The following is a 14326-nucleotide window of genomic DNA, read 5'->3' as shown; positions in this document are numbered from 1 at the left end:
TGATGAGACTCCGAGGGCAACTCGGCAAACAGAATCCATCAGACTCTCACAGGATGTGTCATGCGCCCCACCGCCCGTACGCTCCTGCTTCCCCTCCTGGCCCTCGTCCTCGGCCTCCTGGCCGCCCCACCGGGCGCCGCCCAACCGGCGCCCGACTCCTCCCCACGGCCCGCGCGCTCCGAGAAGAAACCGGAGTACGCCGGTTATCTCTTCGCCTACTTCACCGGCGAGGGCACCGCCGACGGCGAGCAGATCCGCTACGCCCTCAGCCGGGGCAACGACGCCCTGCACTGGCGGGAGCTGAACGCCGGGAAGCCGGTCCTCACCTCGACGATCGGCGAGAAGGGGCTGCGCGACCCGTTCGTGATCCGCGCCCCCGGGGGCGACAAGTTCTACATGATCGCCACCGATCTGCGGATGTACCGCAACAGCAGCGGCAGTTGGGACCAGGTCCAGAGACACGGCAGCAAGTCGATCATGGTCTGGGAGTCCACGGACCTGGTGCACTGGACCGACCAGCGGCTGGTGAAGGTCTCGCCCGACAACGCGGGCAACACCTGGGCGCCGGAGGCCTACTGGGACGACAGCCTGGGTGAGTTCGTCGTCTTCTGGGCGTCGAAGCTGTACGCCGACGACGACCCGGACCACACCGGCTCGACCTACAACAAGATGCTGTACGCGACGACCGAGGACTTCCGCACCTTCAGCGAGCCGAAGGTCTGGGACGACCCGGGCTACTCGGTCATCGACTCGACGGTGGTGAAGCACAAGGGCACCTACTACCGGTACACCAAGGACGAGCGGGATCCCACCTCCTCCAGCCCATGCTCGAAGTTCATCACCGCGGAGAAGTCGACCTCGCTCACCGACACGTCGTACGACTTCGTCTCGGACTGCGTCGGCAGCGGCTCCATCGACCGCGGTGAGGGCCCGACGGTGTTCAAGTCCAACACCGAGGAGAAGTGGTACCTGTTCATCGACGAGTACGGCGGCCGCGGCTACGTCCCCTTCGAGACCACCGACCTCGACTCGGGCAGGTGGACCATGTCGGAGAACTACCAGCTGCCCGCGAGCCCGCGCCACGGCACGGTGATGCCGGTGACGCAGGAGGAGTACGACCGGCTGCTGGCCGCGTACCCGGTGAGCCCCACCTCGGTCGTGGACGCGACGGTGAAGGGCCAGAAGGGGTACGCGATCGTCACGGAGGCCGCGAACAAGGTCGTCCTGCCGATGGGGCCGGACACCGGCGAGGCAGCGCTGCGACGGCTGGCGCCGGAGCTCCGGCTCGGTGAGGGCGCGACGGTGAGCCCGAGGTCGGGCACCCGCCGCGACTTCCGCACGCCGCAGAAGTACACGGTCACCGCCGCCGACGGCACGAAACGCGTCTGGACGGTCGAGGCGGTGCCGACCCGCAGCCCGGTCCTGCCCGGCCTCTACGCCGACCCCGATGTCACGTACATGGACGGCCGCTACTGGATCTACCCGACCACGGACGGCTTCCCCGGCTGGAGCGGCACACGGTTCAAGGCGTTCTCGTCGAAGGACCTCGTCCACTGGAAGGACCACGGCGTCATCCTCGACCTGGGACCCGACGTGTCCTGGGCCGACAGAAACGCCTGGGCCCCGGCGATCGCCGAACGCGACGGCACGTACTACCTCTACTTCTGCGCCGAGCAGCAGATCGGCGTGGCGGTGGCCGACTCCCCCGCCGGTCCCTTCAAGGACGCCCTCGGAAAGCCCCTGGTCGCCAAGGGCGGCGCGTGGAGCGGCCAGATGATCGACCCGGCGGTCTTCACGGACGACGACGGGCGGTCGTACCTGTACTGGGGCAACGGACACGGCTACGTCGTGCCGCTGAACGACGACATGGTGTCGTTCGACGCGAGCAAGGTGAAGGACATCACCCCGGACAACTTCCGGGAGGGCGCCTTCGTCATCGAGCGCAACGGCACGTACTACTTCATGTGGTCCGAGGACGACACCCGCAGCGAGAACTACCACGTGGCCTACGCGACCGGACCGTCCCCGCTGGGCCCCTGGACCGAGCGGGGCACGATCCTGTCCAAGCGTCCCGAGTACGGCATCCTCGCCACCGGTCATCACTCGGTGGTGAACGCACCGGGCACGGACGACTGGTACATGGTGTACCACCGGTTCGCCCTCGACGGCCCCGGCAGGCCCGGCGGGGACGGCACCCACCGGGAGACGACCGTCGATCGCATGGAGTTCGCGGCCGACGGCACGATCCGGCCGGTGGTACCGACCCTGGAGTCGATCAGGCCGGTGCGGCGCCCGTAGTCCGTTCGTCGGTCACCGTCAGCAGCAGGTCCGCCGTGAAGCCGGTCCCACCGACCTGGAAGGTCCAGGTGCCTGGCCCACCCTCGTCGGTGGGCCTCATCGGCCACACCTCCGACACCTGCTCGTCCGCCGCGGCGGCGTGCCCTTCCTCGGTGCTCACCCCCGGCGCCAGGAAGCGCTCGCCGGTGTGGAGGTACAGCGACCACTCCCCCGCGCCGTCGGGCACCGCCTGGACGTAGTAATGCTTGCGGAAGACGAGGTTGTCGGAGAACCCGATGCCGAGGCTGTCCCGTTCGTACACCTGGACGTCGAGCCGGAGCACCACGCTCCGGTCCGCCGCTCCCTCGGGTTTGGCGGCGACGTCGAGCCAGCCCTCCCAGATCAGCCGGTCGCCGTCCGCCCAGCCGGTGGTGGCGTCACCCGACTCCGAGAGCGGCTTGCCCAACTCCTCGGCGAGATCGGGCAGGTCGTCGGTGAAGTCGTCCTTGCGGAAGGGGCCGTAGTAGTTCTCGGCCTCGCTGCTCTGGTGGCACAGGTCGAAGTCGATGAACCGGGGTTTGACGGACACCCCGAAGTAGAACTCGCTGCGGCCGAAGAGGTCCCGGCCCCGTGTCACCTCGGCCCTGTCCAGCCGCAGTTGTACGTGGTGCGTGCCGTGGAAGAAGCGCATGGCGATCTCGTAGGCCTCGCGCGAGGTCACCAGGGAGTCGTCGCCGCCGTGGCATTTGTGGACGAAGGTCCGGGGCGCGCCCGGGATCTGGGCGGAGGACTGTTTGACCAGGCCGTCGCTGCGGTTGTAGGTGAGGGTGCCCTCGTCGATCAGGCCGGCGATGCGATTGCCCAGGGTGGCGAACTTGTTGCTGTAGGAGCGGTGGTCCGTGCCGACCACCGTGAGGATCCGCCTGACGGGGAACGGGATGGCCCGGATGTCCGTGCGGTCCGGGTCGAAGGCGGCGATCTCGTCGGCGACCGCGTCGGGCAGGCATTTCACCAGCGCATCGGGCATGTACTGGAAGGCGATCCCCCGGTGCGGTGTGCCCAGGGTGACGATGCGGTGGACGAGGTCGGCGCCGCTGTCCCCGAGCCGGCTCAGGGCGGCCCGGGTGACGAGGCCGCCCATGCTGTGCGCCACGATGTCCACACCGGTGAACTCCTCGTCCGGCCGCATGCCGTGCCGGATGATCTCGATGAGCCTGACCAGTCCTTCCCCGAAGCGGTCGATCGTCCGGGGAAGAAGGTCGTAGTAGCGGTAGATCCACAGGGTGCCGAGGGCGCCCTGGCCCAGCACCTCGCGCGCCATGGGGACGTCCACCACCATGGTGCCGGTGAGCAGGTGCTCGGGCCATCCGTCGTGCTCTCCCGGTCTGGGCTTCTGCTCCTTCTCGTAGTAGCCGACCACGTTGGTGGCGTCCCGGTACGGGTGGAGCGGCGACTTGAGGGCGCGCAGGACGAATCCCTCGTAGATGTAGTTCTCGCCGTAGCGCTCCGGGTAGACGCTGCCGTTGTTGAATCCCTGATAGGCGTCACGCCGCTCGTCCGACACACCGGGGCCGCCGAATCCGCGAATCAGGATCAGCGGGCGAGGACTACCGACCACGAGGACCACTCCACTCAGATGCGCATGCGCTGTTCGTCGCGCAACACTGTGTGGGGTCGCACCGGCTCCGTGTCGACAGAATCGTTTTGCCTGGCGTGCCGGACGAGCACCGCGCCGGTCAGTTCATCGTCGCGCCGATCGTCGTACTGCCCGTGGTCAGGAAGGTGGTCGCGGGCAGGGTGCCGCTCGACGAACGGGCGTTGTACGTCGAGGAGGCGTCGGTGGAGCGGAACGACGGGGTCGAGACGCCGGAGTCCCAGTTGTTCCCGGACGACACGACGGACGAACCCTTGTTGACCGAGCCGCCGCCGTTGCTCACCGCCAGGTTCTTGCCGAGGCGGGCCGCTCCGGTGGCGAAGTAGTGGCCCCACTTGGCGTTGGCGTAGGCGGTGGTGCGGTTGATGACGATGGCGCCCTTGTTGCTGTTCTCGGTGAAGCCGTTGCCCGCGTTGTCCCAGGCCGCCGAGTTGTTGATGACGTGGGCCACGGTCTCGCCGTCGCCGCCGAGCTTGTAGCCGTTGCCGTCGCCGGCGAACGCGGAGTCCCCCCAGCGGTTCTTGCCGTTGCCCATCGCCCAGGTGTGCTCGACGGTGACGGGCGAGGAGAAGGACCAGAAGTCCAGGCCGTCGTCCGAGTTGTTGTAGAGGCGGGCCCCGGTGATGAGGTTGCCCGAGCCGGAGCCGAACTTCACGGCGATGCCGTCGGCGTTCTCCCCGTGGTTGGCCGGGTCGTAGTGGCCGTAGGAGTCGATGTTGCGGACGGTGTTGTTGGTGGTGCTGTCGCCGGTGAGCGTGAAGCCGGAGTCGCCGCCGTTGATGGTCTTGATGTTGTCCCAGACCGTGGAGGCGCAGGACTGGCAGACGACCGCGCTGTCCGGGGCGTTCTGGAAGGTGATCCCGGAGACGGTCCAGTAGTCGGCGGTCAGCTTGAAGATCCAGCCGCCGTCGGGGAGGTTCGAGCCGTCGATCTTCACGGTCTCCGAGCCGTACGGCTGGAGCTGTATCCGGCTGGAGGAGGTGCCGTTGGCCGTCGACTGGAGGGTCGCCGTCGGGTAGTACGTGCCGCCGCGCACCTGGATGACGGTGCCGGCGGTGGCGTTCTTGATGGCGTTGGCCAGGTCGGTGGAGTTGCTGACGACCACGGTCGCGGCGTGCGCCTGGGTGGGGAGCACGGCCAGACCGGCGCCGAGGACCAGGGCGGTGCCCAGGGCCAGAGTGGTACGACGAGACATGGAGAGCGGTTCCTTTCTCGTGCGGGTGGGGTCTTCACAGGACGGAGTCGAACCAGTCGACGACCTCCGTCTGCAGGGGCGCGGTGAACACATGGCCGAGGTCGGGCCAGGTCTTCAGCCGCAGCCGCTCCTCGGCGTGGCGGGACCGCCAGACGGCGCGCAGCTTGTCGTGGGCCACGCGGACGCCGTCGGCGGGGAACAGCGGATCGAGGCCGCCGTTCAGGAAGAACATCGGCTTGGGGGCGCCGATGCTCGCCACGTCGGGGAAGTCGAGGTGCCGGGCGAGCCCGGGGTGGAGCATGTAGTAGGAGGACTGGCCGCGCAGGATGTTGTTGCCGGGGACCATGACCTCCTTGAGGCCGGTCATCCAGCACACGCTCGCGGCGGCCGCGATGTCGTCGCTGAGCGCGGCCGTCTGCCAGGCCCGGAACGCGCCCATCGAGAACCCGAGGGCCGCGACCCGGCGCCGGTCCACCCGGTCGAGGCCGGCCAGGAAGCCCGCGGCGCGCACGTCCTCCCTGGCCATGAGCCCGGCGAGCGAGGAGCCCAGGTTGTAGAGGTTGCTCGCGATGGCCTGCTGTTCCTCGTAGCCGACCGGTCCCCGGTCGCCCCAGCCGAGCGCGTCGACGGCGAGGACGACATAGCCGCGCCGGGCCAGTTCGTCGCCGACGAACCGGCCGCCGAAGTACCGGTCGGCCCAGGCCCGCGCGGAGGCCAGCCGGCTCTCGTCGGACCACGGCCGGACGAGTTTCTCCTTGCCGATGTCGAACTTGGCGCCGTGGTCGTGCAGGAGGAGGACCGCCGGGAACGGTCCGGTGCCGTGCGGGGTGAGCAGGGCGCCGCGGACGCGGCCGTACCGGGTGAGGGAGAAGGTCACCGACTCACGGACGTAGCCGTCGCCTTCGGCTCGCTGTGCGTCGAACTCGGGGTCGTACGGGGTGTCGTCCCGGGCGACGAGGAGATGGTCCTCGACCTTGGCCCGGGCGACCCTCCTCCAGGTGCGGAAGTCCCGGATCGGGGAGGTGCCCCACGCGAGCGGGAAGCGGAGCTCGTCCTTGAGCAGCGGGTGGAAGTCGGGGAGGGCGCCGGCCAGGGTGGCCCCGGCGACGTCCGAGGACTCCGCCCGGGCCGCCGTCGTCCCCGCTCCCGTGAGGAGCGCCGCCGCCCCCGTGCCCACGACGAAGGCCCGGCGCCCCACGGATCCACGGGTCCCGGGCGGGTCGGGGCCGCCCACCGGTTCACCGGCCGGCATACGGCCTCCAGCCCCCGAGATAGGTCCGCCGGGTGTGCTCCCTCGCCTCGGCCGCCGTCAGCTGGGGCCGGTTCTCCGGCACGGAGACGACCGCGCCCGGGCCGGAGTTGGCGTACTCGCGAAAGCGCATGGTCTGCCAGGGGTAGGTGTCGCGCATGTTGGTGTAGGGCGCGACGGCGTCGATCCCGGGGCCGATCCAGGTGTCCCGCACGACCAGCGAGGGCCAGGCGGTCGTCTCGTACGAGGGCACCCAGGGCCGGGCGATCTTGTACGCGGCGTCCTCGGCGCCGGAGGTGATCCGGCCGCGCAGGGCGAGGAAGCCGTAGGGGTTGGCGCGGGCGGTGGCGGGGGCGAAGACCATGCCCTTGGGGGTGAAGGACACGTCCCGCTGAAGGGTGCGGAAGTGGCAGGAGTCGAAGACGGCGCGGGCACGCCCGAACACGAAGTCGACGTCACCTTCGATGTAGCAGTGCCGGTAGTACTGCCGGTCGAAGGCGTCGAGCGCGGTGGTGTCCGCGAACAGCGTGTCCTGGTGGGCGAGGAAGCGGACGTTCTCGAAGTGCGAGCGGTCCCCGGTGACGTACGCGGCGACCGCCTGGGTTCCGGTGTAGTCCGGGTGGTCCGCACGCAGCCAGTCGTTGGCGAGGGTCAGGTCGCGTACGGTCAGGCCGGGCGCCGCCGAGGTGAAGGTGGCGGAGCCCGCCGTGCCGTACGTGCCGCCCCCGGGCTTCGGGGTGCCGTTGGCCCGGTCGAAGACGACGACGGCGGCGCGCGGATCGCGGGACGCGCCGCGCAGAGTCAACTCCCCTTTTTCTGCTGGGATGTTGACGACCTCGCGGTACGTCCCGGGGTGGACGACGATCGTCCACCCGGAGCCGTCGACGGCGTCCACCGCGGCCTGGACCGATCCGCCGGGCCGGACGTGCAGGACCCGGCGGCCGTGGGCGAGGGCGGGGGCCGCGCCGACGGCCACCAGGCCGCCGGCGATCCCGCCGAGCAGGGTGCGTCGGCGCATCTCAGCACCTCACCCACGGGGTCCAGTCGCCGAGGTAGGCCTCGCGGGTGGCCGCGGCGGCTTGCGCGTCGTCGAGTTGGGGGCGGTTCTCCGGGACGGTGACGACGGCGCCGGGTCCGGTGTTCCGGTACTCGGCGAACCGCTGGTCCTGCCAGGGGAAGCCGGCCGACATGTTGGTGTAGGGCGCGACCGCGTCGATCCCGGCGCCGAGGCGGGTCTCGCGCACGGTGAGCATGGGCCGGGCGGTGGTGTCCGAGCTGGGCACCCAGGGGCGGGCCAGCTTGTAGTAGGCGTCCGGGGCCTCGCTGGTGATCCGGCTCCGGCTGACCAGATAGCCGCGCGGGTTGGCGCCGGCCGTGGAGGGCGCGAACACGAACCCGTACGGGGCGGACCCCAGGTCGGTCCTGGTCAGGGTGTGGAAGTGGCAGCGTTCGAAGACGGCCGTGGCCCGCCCGAAGACGAAGTCCACGTCCCCCTCGGCGTAGCAGTCGCGGAAGTACTGCCGGGCGAAGGTGCCGAGTGCCATCGAGTCGGCGTACAGCGTGTCCTGGTGCCCCAGGAACCTGCACCGCAGGAACGCCGACCGGTCGCCCTGCACCTTGATGGCGACGGCCTGGGTGCCGCTGATCCCGGGGTGGTCGGCGCGCAGCCAGTCGTTGGCGAAGGTGATGTCCCGCGCGGTGAACCCGTCGGCCTGCACCAGGGTCGTGGCGGACCCGGTGGTGCCGTAGGTGCCGCCACCGGGCTTCGGGGTGCCGGCCGCGTTGTCGTACACGACCACGACGTCCCGGGCGTCCCCGGAGGCCCCGATCCAGGTCATCTCCGTACGGGCGGCGCCGACGGCGACGGTCTCCCGGTACACACCGGGCGCGACGACCAGCGTGTGACCGGTACCCCCAGCGGCGGTGACGGCGGCCTGGACGGTGGTGAAGTCACCGGCGCCGCCGGCGTCCACGTACAGGGTCCGGTCGTCGAGGCGGGCGGCCGGCGATCCGTACCGCCCGAAGACCCGGCGGCCACGGGCGGCGCGGTCGGCCCCGGCCGCCGGTGCCGCCTGGGCCATGGGCGCGACGGTGAGCGCGAGTGCGGTCCCGACCCCGGCGACCACGAACGACCGTCTGCTCGGTCCCGGGTGGTGCTCGGCCATCAGCAGACCTTCCCGGCGCCCGCGCGGTTCGCGACGATGCCCGGCACCGCGCGCGGCGAGTCGACCTTGGTCCGCAGGGTGGGCGTCCAGCCGGCGCCGGACCGGAGGAACTCCGAGGGGATCTCGGCGTTGTGGACGGCGATGAGGTCCGTCAGCCTGCCGTTGACGTAGTTGTTCTCGGCGGTGAGCGGGGAGTCGTTCCACCTCTTCAGGGCCTTGCCGACGCTCGCGCCCGCCGGCAGCGTGATCGCGTTGTCGCTGGCGTGCAGCTGCGAGGAGATGCCGACACCGAAGATGTAGTAGTCGTCCTTCTGCTCCTCGGTGACGACGTAGTGGTTGTTGTAGACGTCGACCTGGCCGAACCGCACGCGCGGGGAGCGCTGGAGGATCCCGTCGAAGCGGTTGTGGTGCATGGTGACCTTGAGCTTGCCGGCGTCGAGGGCGGCGGTGCCGTCGCTGTTGCCGATCAGCATGTTCTTGTCGTGGTTCTCGAAGCGGTTCCAGGAGACGGTCACGTAGTTGGAGCCGCGCACGATGTCGGTCAGGCCGTCGTGCTGCTGGAAGACCTTGCCGAAGTAGACGGGCCGCTCGCTGTCGGGGTAGCGCCCGTCGGTGAACGTGTTGTGGTCGAGCCAGACGTGGTCGGTGCCGAAGACGACCACGGCGTCGTACTCGGAGTTCCAGTTGCCGGTGTTGTTGTCGTCGGTGGGGTCCCACTTGGGGAAGCAGTCGAGCGGCGCCTCGATGGTGAGGTTGCGCATGATGACGTTCGAGACGCCCTTGATCTGGAGGCTGCCGCCGAGGATGCCGGAGTTCTTGCCGACGCCGACGATGGTGGTGTTGCTGGGGATGTTGGCCTTGATCGCCGAGTCCTGATTGGCCATGGAGGCGACCCGCGCGTCCTCCTGCGGGCCCTTGGCGACCTGGTCGTTGCCGTAGACGGCCGGGTCGTAGTCCTTGAGGTACTGCTGGAGGTCGTACCCTCCGGTGACGAAGGCCTCGCATCCCTCGGAGACGGCGTCGATCATCCCCTTCACCTTGATGATCTTCGGTGCGTCTCCGCCGGCGGCCAGTGCGGCCTTGAACTCCGCCCAGGTGGTGACGGTGTAGACGTGCTCGGCGTCGGCCGCCGAGCCGCCGGTGGTGCCGCCTTCCGCCGATCCCCACCCGTCTCCGGCACCGAGGACCTGGCGGGCGAGATCACGTCCCTGGGCCTGGGCGACGCCGGAGCCGGCGGCCCCGAGCACGAGCGCGGTACAGCCGACGACGGATGTAATGACATGGGCATGCCAGATACGAGGGCGCATGTGTGTGGTTCCTTTCACAGCAAAGGGGGAGGGAGGTCTTCTCGCGTGGGCGTGCGAGGGCGCGGTGGACCGCGGGGACGGGCGGCTACGCCACGGGCCAGGTGATCCAGGAGTCCGGCACCTCTTCGTCCAGACGGCGCACGTCACGACGCGTGAGGACCCGTCGACGAAGCAGCTCGGAGGCCACCGTCCGCGCGACGGCGATCGCCCCCGGCGGGTTGAAGTGCGTGTTGTCCTGCTCGGTCTCGGTCCAGTTGAAGTACTTCTTGGTCTCCTCGACCCCGAGCCTCTGCCACAACGCGATCGACAGCGCCTGGATGTCGAGGAGGGCGACACCCTCCTCCGCGGCGAGAGCGATCGCCGCTGCCGGATAGTCGCCGTGGGTCGGCAGGGCGTTGCCGTCCGGGTCGAACTTCCTGCGCTCGACGGAGGTGGCGAGCACCGGCCGCGCGCCGCGTGCCCGTGCGCCGTCGATGTACTGGCGCAGATGGTCCTGGTAGGTCGTCCAGGGCTCGGTGTAGCGCGTGGGATCGGCGATCTTGGAGTCGTTGTGCCCGAACTGGACGATCAGGAAGTCCCCGGGGCGAAGGGCTCCGAGGATGACGTCCAGGCGCCCCTCGTCGATGAAGCTCTTCGAACTCCGCCCGTTCACGGCGTGGTTGGAGACGGCCAGCCCTTTTCCGAGGAAGAACGGCAGCGCCATCCCCCAGCCGGTCTCGGGCGCGGCGTCGGCGTACTTCTGGGCGGCGGTGGAATCGCCGGCGATGTAGAGGGTGCGCTCGCGGCGGGCCCCGCCGGGCGAACCCGCGGCGTACGCGGGACCCGTGGCGGCGACGGCGAGCGGAACGGCGGCGAGCGCCGCGCTGGTGACCTGTCTGCGGGTGAGTGACACGTGCGGGGGTGCCTTTCTCAACAGGCGTGCTTAGTGAGGGGGTTGTGCTGTGCCTTTCCCGTGGGGGGTGCCCCCCGCGCCCCTGTCGGGGCGCGGGGGAACCGGCCGCCGGTCACGACGGACCGGCGGCGGAGAGTCGCTGCCGGCTGAGCGTCAGCCCTTCTGCTCCTGCCATTCGGCCTGCGCCTTGTTCAGCTGCTCGGCCAGCGTGTCCAGGAACTCCTTCGCCGTGCTCTGCCCGTCCATCACCTTCTGGAAGGCCGGCTCGTTGTCGGCCTTGGAGATCGTGTTCCAGTCCGGCAGGTAGTACGGCAGCTGCACGATCGTCGTCGACCCGTCGGTCAGCGCATCGGCGGCCAGCTTCGTCGGCTCCGCCTCGGAGATCCACGCGTCCTTCGCGGCGTCGTTGTTCGACGGCACCTGCCCGGCCGACTTGTTGAACTTGGAGTTCTCCTCGTGCGAGGTCGCGAACTCGATGAACTTCCAGGCGGCTTCCTTGTTCTTCGAGCTCTTGAACAAGCCGAGTCCGTCGACCGGGTTGGACACCTGGACCCGCTTGCCGCCGGGGCCGGTCGGCTGCGGGATGCCCCGGAACTTGTCGCCGAACGCCTTCACGTGGTCCTGGTACGAGCCCAGGTTGTGGTTCAGCATCCCGATCGTGCCGGAGTCGAACTGCGCGACCATCTTGGTGAAGTCGTTGTTGAGGTCGGCCGCGGGCGTGACCTTCTTGTAGAGGCCGACGTACTTCTCCAGGGCCTCGACGTTCTTCGGGTCGTTCACGGTGGTCTTCTCACCGCTCGCGTCCCAGAACTCGGTGATCCCGGACTGCCCGTACATCGCGTCCAGCGCCTGCGCGATGGAGCCGGCGCCACCGCGGATGGTGTAGCCGAACTTGTTCTTGTCCTTGTCGGTGAGCTTCTCGGCGGCCTCGTAGAACTTGTCCCAGTCGGTCGGCTCGGCCAGGCCCGCCGCCTTGAACAGGTCGGTGCGGTAGTAGAGGACACCGTTGTTGGCGGAGGTCGGGATCGAGTAGAGGGCGTCGCCGCCGCCGGCGGACTTCAGCGACTCGACCATCGACTCGTTGAGCTTGCCGCTCAGGGAGGACTTGGAGAGCCGGTCGTCCAGCGGCTCCAGCGCGCCCTGGGCGGCGAAGCCGGCGGCCATGGCCGCGCCGACACCGCCGACGTCCGGCAGGCCGCCGCCCTGGATGGCCGTGTCCACCTTGGACTGGTACTCCGTGGAGGCGATCCCGACGTACTCGACGTCGATGTCCGGGTTGGCCTTCTCGAAGTCGGCGATGACCTCCTTCCAGATGTCGGTGCGGACACCGCCGTTGTTGTCCCAGAAGACGATCTCGCCCTTGCCGCTGCCCTCGGAGCCCTTGTCCCCGCCCGCGCCACTGCCGTCGTCACCGCAGGCGGTGGCGGTCAGGGCGAGTACGGATCCCAGGGCGATGGCCGCGGCGGCACGCCTGCTTCTGCGATTGCTGATCTTCATTGAACGGCTCTCTTCTTCTGGATACGAGGGTTATGAAGTTGTGGGGGGTCTGTGCTGTCCCCGGGGCGGACTCAGTGGCCGGCGCGACCGCGATGCGGTGCCCAACCGTCCGTCCCCGCGAGGTACTTGGCGACCGTGTGGGTCGAGGCGGCCGCGGCGTCGAGCTGCGGCCGGTCGGCGGTGACACCGGAGCCCGGGCCGTACGTCCGGTACTCCGCGAACCGCGCGTCCTTCCACGAGAAGCCGCTCATGTCCGTCCACGGCGACGACTTGATCGCGGCGGGCAGTTCGGTCTCCCGGAAGAGCACCTGGGCGACGGCGTTCGGCTCGCCCCCCGGGTGCCAGGGCCTGCCGAGGTGGTACGTCCCGGCGGGCGCGTCGCTGATGACCTTCGACCGGGTGATCAGGAACCCGTAGGGGTTGTCCTTCCAGGTCGAGGCGGCCGTGATGTAGCCGTTGTTGCTGTCCGAGCCCCGGCTGAGCGCCTTGATCAGGGAACGCTCGATGACCGTGGTGGCCCGGCCGTAGATGAAGTCGACATCGCCCTCGATGTACGAGTCGCGGATGTAGACCCGGCTGATGACGTCGAGCTTGGGGCTGTCCGTCATCAGGGTGTCCTGGTTGCCCAGGAAGGCCGTGTTCTCGAAGACGATCCGGTCGCCGGTGGTCTTCATCGCGAGCGCCTGCTCGCCGTTCACCTCGTGCGCGGCCTCGTCGAAGTCGTTGCTGAAGGTGAGGTTGCGGGCGGTCACGTCACTGGCGAGGATCCGCACGGTGGCGCTGCCGTTGGAGCCGCCGTTCGCGGCGGGTGTGTCGTGCACGATGACGGTGTCCGAGCGGTCCTGTCCAGTCCCCTGCAGCACCAGGTTCGGCTTGTTGGCGGGGATCAGGACCTTGGCGCGGTAGGTGCCGGGCGCGATGCGGATCGTGACCGTGCCGTCGTTGCCGGCGGGCACGGCGTCCACGGCGGCCTGGACGGTCGCGTAGTCGCCGGGGACGTGGAGGACGGTGTTCGTGCCGAGCGACTTCTGCGGGCCGGAGAACCGGGTGACCAGCGCGGGCACGGCGGCGGCCGGGTCGAGCCGGTAGGCGTAGAAGTCCCTGGGGTCGAAGGCGGTACCCCACTCCTCCCGGCGCCCGGTGACGTTCTTCAGGACCGAACCGCGCTCCACCAACTCGGCGGTGGTGTCGGCCTGGTGAGGATGCTGGACACCGTCGTAGTAGCTGTTCTCGATGACCATCCTGGTCCTGCCGCGCGCCCAGTTCCCGTACGTCCACACGGGGTCGCCGTCGGCCACCTGGGCCGAGAGGTAGTTGTTGTAGAGGTGGGCGTAGGCGCAGTTGTCGGCGGAGGGGTTGCGCTGCTTGGTGCCGGTGAACCAGTTGTGGTCGATGGTGATCTCGGTCAGGAGGTTGGTCGTCCAGCCGATGCCGAGGGCCTTGTTGTGGTTCCTGAACTGGTTGTGGGAGACGGTGATGTACCGGCTGTCCTTGCGGATGTCGAGCAGCCCGTCGCCCATGTGCTCGAAGCGGTTGTGGTCGATCCAGACGTGGTCGGCGGAGTCCATCTGGATCGCGTCGAAGTCGGTCGTCTTGCCGTCCCAGTCACCCTCGACGTAGGAGTCCCGGATCGTCAGATTGCGGATGACGACGTTGCTGGTCCCGGGGCCGAGGTGCAGTTCGCCGTGGACGATCTCGCCGGTGTCGCCGACGCCGATGATCGTCTTGTTCGAGGTCACGGCGATGTCCGAGCCGAAGGGCTCGACGTCGATCGTCCCGGCCACGCGGATGACGTACGGCTCCTCGGCGGAGGCGTAACGCACCAGTGCGGCCTGGTCGGTGACGGTCACGACCTTGCCGCCCGCGCCGCCGGTGGTGCCGCCGTCGAGGGAGGCGAACCCGTGGGGGCGGTCGCTCCAGCGGGGTGCTGCGAAGGACCCGGCGGCGGCGTCCGCGGGCTGGGCGGACTGCGCGGCCTCCGCCGGGGCGAACGCGCCGACGACGAACGAGGCGATCAGGGCGGTGACTGCGGCGAGGGTTCTCCCCCGGTGGGGCAAGCGCTTGCTACGGAGGTGCGTCATTGCGGCTCC

At 69.4% G+C, this 14326-nt stretch carries 10 protein-coding genes; 1 reads left to right on the top strand and 9 read right to left on the bottom strand.

Features of this window, described 5'->3' with window-relative positions; genetic code table 11:
* Nucleotides 1-60: 60 nt before the first annotated feature.
* Entirely contained in the window at nucleotides 61-2298 is a 2238-nt protein-coding gene (locus RM704_RS18050; protein WP_033529144.1) for a family 43 glycosylhydrolase, read from the top strand.
* Here the strand turns inward: RM704_RS18050 and RM704_RS18045 are convergent.
* The 9 genes from RM704_RS18045 to RM704_RS18005 form a co-directional block, all read right to left on the bottom strand.
* Complete coding sequence (locus tag RM704_RS18045) at nucleotides 2276-3895, bottom strand: lipase family alpha/beta hydrolase (protein WP_157856731.1); 1620 nt, start codon at nucleotides 3893-3895, stop codon at nucleotides 2276-2278. The genes RM704_RS18050 and RM704_RS18045 overlap by 23 nt on opposite strands.
* 118 nt (nucleotides 3896-4013) lie before the next feature.
* Nucleotides 4014-5126: a right-handed parallel beta-helix repeat-containing protein gene (locus RM704_RS18040; protein ID WP_033529143.1), complete on the bottom strand. Its 1113-nt coding sequence runs from the start codon at nucleotides 5124-5126 to the stop codon at nucleotides 4014-4016.
* A gap of 34 nt (nucleotides 5127-5160) precedes the next feature.
* Complete coding sequence (locus RM704_RS18035) at nucleotides 5161-6378, bottom strand: dienelactone hydrolase family protein (RefSeq protein WP_052146205.1); 1218 nt, start codon at nucleotides 6376-6378, stop codon at nucleotides 5161-5163.
* On the bottom strand, nucleotides 6365-7393 hold the full coding sequence (locus RM704_RS18030; RefSeq protein WP_033529142.1) for a pectinesterase family protein: 1029 nt from the start codon (nucleotides 7391-7393) through the stop codon (nucleotides 6365-6367). The genes RM704_RS18035 and RM704_RS18030 overlap by 14 nt, the downstream gene beginning before the upstream one ends.
* A gap of 1 nt (nucleotide 7394) precedes the next feature.
* On the bottom strand, nucleotides 7395-8540 hold the full coding sequence (locus RM704_RS18025; protein WP_033529141.1) for a pectinesterase family protein: 1146 nt from the start codon (nucleotides 8538-8540) through the stop codon (nucleotides 7395-7397).
* Entirely contained in the window at nucleotides 8540-9847 is a 1308-nt protein-coding gene (locus tag RM704_RS18020; RefSeq protein WP_033529140.1) for a pectate lyase family protein, read from the bottom strand. Before RM704_RS18020 ends, RM704_RS18025 begins: the two co-directional genes overlap by 1 nt.
* An 85-nt stretch (nucleotides 9848-9932) precedes the next feature.
* Nucleotides 9933-10739, bottom strand: a complete 807-nt coding sequence (locus tag RM704_RS18015) for a rhamnogalacturonan acetylesterase (protein WP_033529139.1) — start codon at nucleotides 10737-10739, stop codon at nucleotides 9933-9935.
* A 153-nt stretch (nucleotides 10740-10892) separates the two neighbouring features.
* Nucleotides 10893-12236: an ABC transporter substrate-binding protein gene (locus tag RM704_RS18010; RefSeq protein WP_033529138.1), complete on the bottom strand. Its 1344-nt coding sequence runs from the start codon at nucleotides 12234-12236 to the stop codon at nucleotides 10893-10895.
* Nucleotides 12237-12307: 71 nt separating this feature from the next.
* On the bottom strand, nucleotides 12308-14317 hold the full coding sequence (locus RM704_RS18005) for a pectinesterase family protein (RefSeq protein WP_033529137.1): 2010 nt from the start codon (nucleotides 14315-14317) through the stop codon (nucleotides 12308-12310).
* Nucleotides 14318-14326: the final 9 nt, after the last annotated feature.

Source organism: Streptomyces gottesmaniae (assembly GCF_031845845.1).
In the GTDB taxonomy this organism is placed as follows: Bacteria; Actinomycetota; Actinomycetes; order Streptomycetales; family Streptomycetaceae; genus Streptomyces; species Streptomyces akebiae.
Note: the sequence above shows the minus strand (reverse complement) of the source record. Positions and strands in the feature narration are given on the sequence as shown.

What these genes read in the sequence shown, in the direction of transcription:
- RM704_RS18040 (WP_033529143.1), bottom strand. Translation starts at nt 5,126, where the DNA reads ATGTCTCGTCGTACCACTCTGGCCCTGGGCACCGCCCTGGTCCTCGGC.
- RM704_RS18030 (WP_033529142.1), bottom strand. Translation starts at nt 7,393, where the DNA reads ATGCGCCGACGCACCCTGCTCGGCGGGATCGCCGGCGGCCTGGTGGCC.
- RM704_RS18020 (WP_033529140.1), bottom strand. Translation starts at nt 9,847, where the DNA reads ATGCGCCCTCGTATCTGGCATGCCCATGTCATTACATCCGTCGTCGGC.
- RM704_RS18035 (WP_052146205.1), bottom strand. Translation starts at nt 6,378, where the DNA reads ATGCCGGCCGGTGAACCGGTGGGCGGCCCCGACCCGCCCGGGACCCGT.
- RM704_RS18050 (WP_033529144.1), top strand. Translation starts at nt 61, where the DNA reads ATGCGCCCCACCGCCCGTACGCTCCTGCTTCCCCTCCTGGCCCTCGTC.
- RM704_RS18025 (WP_033529141.1), bottom strand. Translation starts at nt 8,540, where the DNA reads ATGGCCGAGCACCACCCGGGACCGAGCAGACGGTCGTTCGTGGTCGCC.
- RM704_RS18010 (WP_033529138.1), bottom strand. Translation starts at nt 12,236, where the DNA reads ATGAAGATCAGCAATCGCAGAAGCAGGCGTGCCGCCGCGGCCATCGCC.
- RM704_RS18005 (WP_033529137.1), bottom strand. Translation starts at nt 14,317, where the DNA reads ATGACGCACCTCCGTAGCAAGCGCTTGCCCCACCGGGGGAGAACCCTC.